At 42.7% G+C, this 6924-nt stretch carries 2 protein-coding genes and 1 pseudogene; 2 read left to right on the plus strand and 1 reads right to left on the minus strand.

Annotation, left to right across the window (positions count from 1 at the left end; genetic code table 11):
- Positions 1-160: 160 nt before the first annotated feature.
- Positions 161-4462, plus strand: a complete 4302-nt coding sequence (locus BLR11_RS08165; RefSeq protein WP_091650540.1) for a 2-hydroxyacyl-CoA dehydratase — start codon at positions 161-163, stop codon at positions 4460-4462.
- 131 nt (positions 4463-4593) lie between these two features.
- Here the strand turns inward: BLR11_RS08165 and BLR11_RS08170 are convergent, their stop codons facing one another.
- Positions 4594-6447 carry an APC family permease gene (locus BLR11_RS08170; RefSeq protein ID WP_091650542.1) on the minus strand — a complete coding sequence of 618 codons (1854 nt, stop codon included), beginning with the start codon at positions 6445-6447 and terminating at the stop codon, positions 4594-4596.
- Positions 6448-6676: 229 nt separating this feature from the next.
- On the opposite strand from BLR11_RS08170, the pseudogene BLR11_RS08175 reads away from it, so the two are divergent.
- Positions 6677-6924 (plus strand): annotated as a pseudogene (locus BLR11_RS08175) (IS481 family transposase); the annotation flags it as partial.

Genomic DNA, 6924 nt, shown 5'->3' on the forward strand with positions numbered 1-6924 from the left:
ACGCTCCTACATTTTTCTTTGTTTTTCTTTAAATAATAACCGTTACAGTTTTGCTACAATATGTTACAATATAGATAAAATAAAGCCAGGATATACGACATGATCAAGCTTGTATCCGAGATTATAGAAAGGCCGGTATTTTAGCCGACAGGTGAATCACATGCAAAATATTTTACATATTGGTATCGATATTGGATCTACAACAGTAAAAATTGCTGTTCTGGATGAAAACAAGCATTGCTTGCATGCCTGCTACGTACGCCATTATACGGACATACGCCAAAAAGTATGGGATTTACTGCAAAATGCTTATGAAATATTCGGGGACAGACAAATAACAATCGCTATAACCGGTTCAGGCGGTATCGCTCTTGCCGATTATCTACATATTGCTTTTGTACAGGAAGTTATTGCCGGTACAAAGGCCGTCCGGACATATTACCCCCAATCGGATGTCATTATCGAACTTGGCGGTGAAGACGCCAAAATTACGTATTTAACAGGCGGCAACGAACACCGTATGAACGGCAACTGTGCCGGCGGTACAGGGGCTTTCATTGATCAGATGGCAACCTTGCTGCATACGGACGCTGCCGGTTTGAATACCTTGGCGGAACATGCCGATACTTTATACCCCATTGCTGCCCGCTGCGGAGTATTTGCCAAAACGGATGTGCAGGCACTGATGAATGATGGGGCCAGCAAAGAAAATGTTGCCGCTTCTGTATTTCAATCTATTGTTCTGCAGACGATCACAGGCTTGGCCTGCGGACGTCCCATCCGCGGCACTGTCTGCTTTCTCGGAGGTCCGTTAACGTTCCTGCCGCGGCTGCGTCTACAGTTCGCAAAAACATTAAATCTAAAGGAAAATCAAGTTATTGCTCCCGACAATGCACAAGTATATGTCGCCATAGGGGCTGCGTTAGGCAGTTTTCAAGAAAAGCCTGTCTCTTTTATGAATCTGATGGGGCAGTTAAAAGGTGTCGATGAATCCTCTTTAGCTAAATCAGATCGTATTGACCCATTGTTTGCTTCATCTAATGAATTATCAGAATTCAAAAAACGTCACAGTGAACACACGGTTCCGCAGGCGCCGCTTCAGGGTTACACCGGCCCTTGTTATCTCGGCATAGATGCCGGATCCACAACAATCAAAGCCGTGTTATTAAGTGAAAATAATGAAATTCTTTATACCCATTACCAAAATAATGAAGGCAGTCCGCTGAAAGCTGCCAAAAAAATCGTCTCCCAAATTTACGACCGGCTTCCTGCCAGCGCGTATATTGCCTATTCTGGTATTACCGGATACGGGGAAGCACTGCTGAAAGAAGCACTGCGCATTGACTTAGGAGAGGTAGAAACAATTGCCCATTATCAAGCAGCGGCTCATTTTTGTCCTGACGTCGATTTCATTCTGGACATCGGCGGACAAGATATGAAATGTACGAAATTAAAAGATGGACATATTGAAGATATTCTGTTAAATGAGGCCTGTTCCTCCGGCTGCGGTTCTTTTTTGGACACGTTCGCCAAATCCTTGAATCTGTCTATCGAAGACTTTTCCAAAGCGGCATTGGAAGCCAAGCACCCAATCGACCTCGGCTCCCGCTGCACGGTTTTCATGAATTCCAAAGTGAAACAAGCACAAAAAGAAGGAGCTACGCTATCAGACATTTCTGCCGGACTTTCCTATTCGGTAATTAAAAATGCACTGTATAAAGTAATTAAGGTCAAGGATCCCGGTAAATTGGGAAATCATATTGTTGTCCAAGGCGGTACCTTCTATAATGATGCCGTACTGCGGGCTTTTGAAAAATTACTAGGCCGCACCGTCATACGCCCGGTTATCGCCGGATTGATGGGAGCCTTCGGCATGGCTTTGATTTCAAAAAACACTTGGCACAAGCACCCGATATCCTCCACCTTGCTCAGCAAACAAAATTTAAATAAACTCAGCGTGGCGACGTCAATCCGTCACTGCGGAAAATGTACCAACAATTGCCTGCTGACTGTAAATACATTCAACGACGGGCATGCCTATATTACAGGAAATCGCTGTGAACGCGGAGCTGGCGGTACCGCAAAACATCATGACCCTCTGCCGAATATGTATGCTTTTAAATATAATCGCCTGTTTAATCATTATACTCCATTGGAACAGGCCCCGCGCGGTACTATCGGCATTCCGCGAGTGCTTAATATGTATGAAGATTACCCATTCTGGTTTACTTTTTTCACTAAATTAGGTTACCGCGTCGTCCTATCAGACAGATCTTCCAAAGCACTCTTTGAAAAATCGATGGACACGATTCCTTCTGATTCCGCTTGCTATCCTGCTAAATTAGTACACGGTCATATTGAAGATTTACTGGAACAACATGTAGACCGCATTTTCTATCCTTGTATTCAAAACGGTCCTGACGAAGGCAGTAAAAACAACACGTTTAACTGCCCCATGGTGATGAGTTATCCTGAAGTGATACGCAATAATATGGCGGAACGCTTATCTATTACAAATACGCCTTATTTATGTCCGTTTTTGCCCTTACATGATAAAAAGCGCCTTATCCCCCGTTTGCAGGCGGAATTAAAAATTTGGAATATTGGCAAGAAAGAAATACGCCAAGCGACAGAAGCTGCTTGGGCTGAAGAAGATGCGTATAAACAACAGTATTACGATCTGACTAAAAAAACATTGGCTGCATTGGAAAGAAAAGGACAACGTGCCATTGTATTATGCGGCCGTCCCTATCATGTGGACCCGGAAATCAATCACGGCATCCCTGAACTGATCAACAGCCTGGGACTGGCAGTGCTTACGGAAGATGGTATTGCCCCCTTAGGTAAATTTGACGGAGCATTGCGCGTCGTCGATCAATGGTCTTATCATTCCCGTCTGTATCGGGCAGCCCAGTATGTTGCGCAGAAGAAGAACCTGGAACTTGTAGAGCTCAATTCTTTTGGCTGCGGTTTAGATGCTATCGTTGCCGATCAAGTTCAAGAGATTCTTGCCTGCGGTCACAAAATCCACACCTTGTTAAAAATTGATGAAGGTTCCAATTTAGGAGCTATTCGCATCCGACTGCGTTCTTTACTGTTTGTCATGAATCATCGGAAACCACCGACAGCAGAAGTTACTCCGTATAGTTATAAAAAAACAATATTTACCAAAGAAGATAAACTTCAGGACGTTATCTTGGCTCCGGAAATGACACCGATTCACTTCCCTTTATTTAAAGCCGCTTTTGCTCATGAAGGATATCGAATGGAAATTCTTCCTCATCAAGGTCAAAAAGCCATTGATACGGGACTGGCTTATATTCATAACGATGCCTGTTATCCAGCGATCATGTCCTTGGGGCAAATTATTACGGCATTGCAATCCGGTACATATGATCTGAATCATACTTCTGTCATTATTTCCCAGACAGGCGGCTGCTGCCGTGCAACTAACTATATCGGCATGCTTCGCAAAGCATTAGCGGATGCCAATCTCCCCAATATTCCCATTATTTCCCTGAACACCAAGGGATTGAACAAACAGCCGGGCTTCAATCCGCATATGGGTTTCTGGCATCGTCTGGTAATGGGAATGATTTATGGAGACGCACTGCAGCAAGTCCTATACCGTACACGTCCGTATGAAAAAGTCAAAGGGACTGCCGAAACACTGCTAAAAAAATGGCAGGAAAAATGTTCTGTTGATTTGGAAAAAGCTGATTTTTCAACCTTCAAAAAAAATATAAGAAACATGATTTCTGAATTCGATGCCATTCCCATGTGCGATGAAAAAAAACCGCGTATTGGTTTAGTCGGTGAAATTTATGTAAAGTTCCACCCTATTGCTAATAATCACATCGTCCGTATGATAGAAGAAGAAGGCGGTGAAATCATCGTATCTGGATTAGCTGATTTCTTTTACTACGGGCTTCTCGATAATCAGTTCCGCCACAAATACTTATCAGGAAGCTGGTTATCATCAACTGCCAGCAAAACAGCTGTACGTATCTTGAATTGGTACCGCAAGCCTTATAAAGAGGCTGTAGAAAAAAGCCGGCACTTTGATCCTATTACTTCTATATATGAAATCGCCAATGATGCGAAGGAATATTTATCTCTTGGCCATGAAGCCGGTGAAGGCTGGTTTTTAACCGGAGATATGATTGATTTGATCAAACGCGGTGCAAAAAATATCGTTTGTCTGCAACCATTCGCCTGCCTGCCAAACCACGTAACCGGAAAAGGAATGATCAAAACGTTAAAAGCAGCTTTTCCTGAAACGGGTATTGTGGCTATTGATTATGACCCGGGCGCCAGTTCCGTTAACCAAACCAATCGGTTAAAACTTATGCTGGCTACCACTTTTGAAAGTATCCGGGAACCGCTAAGCACTTCCGATCACCCACCCCTTCCTTTCTTCAAGGAAGGAAGCGTCAACGCCTCACTCAATGTAAAAAAATAAGAGAATGCAATAACCGGCTATACTGTACAACTTGTCTTTTATTGATTCAAAATGAAATAGCCAAAAGAGCTGTAACGAATATCCTCGTTACAGCTCTTTTCCATAAGATCGTCAATACAAGTCTAACCCTATCATTTTGTAAATTTAAAAGGAACGGTGACAACAACTACATCAACATAATTCAACATTCTGGCACGTAATATCATACCGCTCTGGTTATGAAGCAGACGATGCCATATTTTTTTTGTTTCAAATTCCGGTATAAGCACGGTAATCACATCATTTGGACTTTTCGCTTTGCGCAGGCGTCGAATAAAAGTAACCAAAGGCGAGGACAGTTGCCGATACGGAGAAGGAATGAGAACCATCTCTATAGAAGGTTCCAAACGCTGCCACAGCTGTTTTACCTTTTCCCCTTTAATTTCATCCGTACAGACATGAACCGCGTATATTTTATCATCGGGCCCCAATGTGGCTTTTGCATAGTAAATAGCCTTAGCGACGGCTTGGGTCGGAGAAGCAACGGGAATAATAATAAGATTTCGTCCTGCTTCTACCTTCATATATGTTTGATATGCTTCCGGTGTCAGCAGCAATTGTTCCCGCACATTTTCATAATGATGATGTATCTTGAGATACATATATACTAACGCTGGGATTAAAAGACATACGATCCAGGCTCCATATATAAATTTTGTAATAAGGACAATAATAACAACACACGCCGTAACAACAGCACCCAAGCCGTTGATGCAGACATAGATCCACCAATTTTTTTCTTTGCTGGTCTTCCAGTGCATTACCATCGCCGACTGCGCTATCGTAAATGATAAGAAAACGCCGACTGCGTATAAAGAAATCAAATGTTCCACACTGCCTTCAAAAACAACAATCAAAATTGCCGCCGCCAGTGTCAGCAATACAATGCCATTAGAAAAACTCAGCCGTTCGCCGCGATCTCCTAAATAACGAGGTACGTACCCATCACGCGCCATAAAAGACAATAACGGCGGCAATCCATTAAATGCCGTATTCGCCGCTAAATATAAAATAACCATCGTAGCCAGCTGAATAAAATAAAACATAACGCCGCGTCCAAAAACTTCTTCAACAAGCACAGACATTAGGGTTACTCCTTCTATGGGAAGAAGATGGAAATAAATAAAAAGATAGCCGATTCCCCCCAGCATACAAGCCAAAATACAAGCCATGATCCCTGTCGTGATCATGGCATTGCGTTCCTGCGGGGCTTTAAAAAGGGGTACTCCATCGGCAATCGCTTCCACTCCGGTCATAGAACTGCACCCATTGGCAAACGCTCTAAGCAATAATAACACAGTAACTCCCGTCAAAGGTTCTGAAGATTGGACTACTGCTTCCTGCGGCATAACACCCACAATAAAAACTTGATAAAGTCCTCCTAAAATAGTTGTAAACATAGCTGCAAGAAAGATATACGTAGGCCAAACAAACGCTGTTGAGGCTTCCTTTACTCCACGCAGATTGAAAATCATCAACACACCCACAAGTACAAATAAATCAACGTATATATGATAGGGAGCTAGTATAGGAAACGCACTGGTCAACGCTGCTGTTCCGGAACAAATGGAAACAGCTACAGTAAGAATATAATCAGAAAACAAGGCGGCTCCTGCTGTCAAAGCAGGATACACTCCCAGATATTTCATGGCAATGGCATACGATCCGCCACCGCCCGGATTAGCCTTGATAACCTGTGAATAAGATAGTGCCACAACGCCTAATAATATAATAATCGCAATCACAACAGCCCCGAAGTAAGAGTACAATCCCAAAGCCGGTACCGCTGCCAAGACCAGCGCAATTTGTTCAGGACCATATCCCACAGAGGATAACGCATCAGAAGAAAAAATCGGCAGTGCTTTCCATTTAGGAATTCGTTCTCCTTCTGCTTCGTGACTATCCAATGGTTTGCCGATCATCATACGGTACAGCGTTTTAAACATAAAAAAATTGCTCCTTTTATTCCAGTTTTATTCTAAATACTTAATAATAATTAAAGTTTCTTATCAATTATAGCCACTACGTATAAACAAAGTCAATATGTATGACTATATGCTATTGTTGGAATTGTAGGTTTACCATAGATATGTTACAAAAACAGAAAAGAGAGAACACCTTTTTGTGTTATGCTTAAGTTACTACGCAAAACCATAACAGAAAGGGAGTCCTCTCATGAACAGCATAACACAAGATGTAAAGTATCGTCTATCTATTCTTTCCTACGCCAGAAAATATGGTGTGACTATTGCTGCTATAAAATATCGTACGAATCGCCAGTTTATCTATCGCTTGCAATGGCGCTATGATGGGACCCCGGCATCGTTACAGCCCCGATCCAGACGCCCTCACCATCATCCCAATCAACACACGTCTCAAGAGATAACGTTTATTCAGAATATGCGACGACGAAATCCGCATGC

Source organism: Megasphaera paucivorans (assembly GCF_900103535.1).
GTDB classification, from domain to species: domain Bacteria; phylum Bacillota; class Negativicutes; order Veillonellales; family Megasphaeraceae; genus Megasphaera_A; species Megasphaera_A paucivorans.

Coding starts and splice junctions, on each gene's coding strand:
- BLR11_RS08165 (WP_091650540.1), top strand. CDS start 161: ATGCAAAATATTTTACATATTGGTATCGATATTGGATCTACAACAGTA.
- BLR11_RS08170 (WP_091650542.1), bottom strand. CDS start 6,447: ATGTTTAAAACGCTGTACCGTATGATGATCGGCAAACCATTGGATAGT.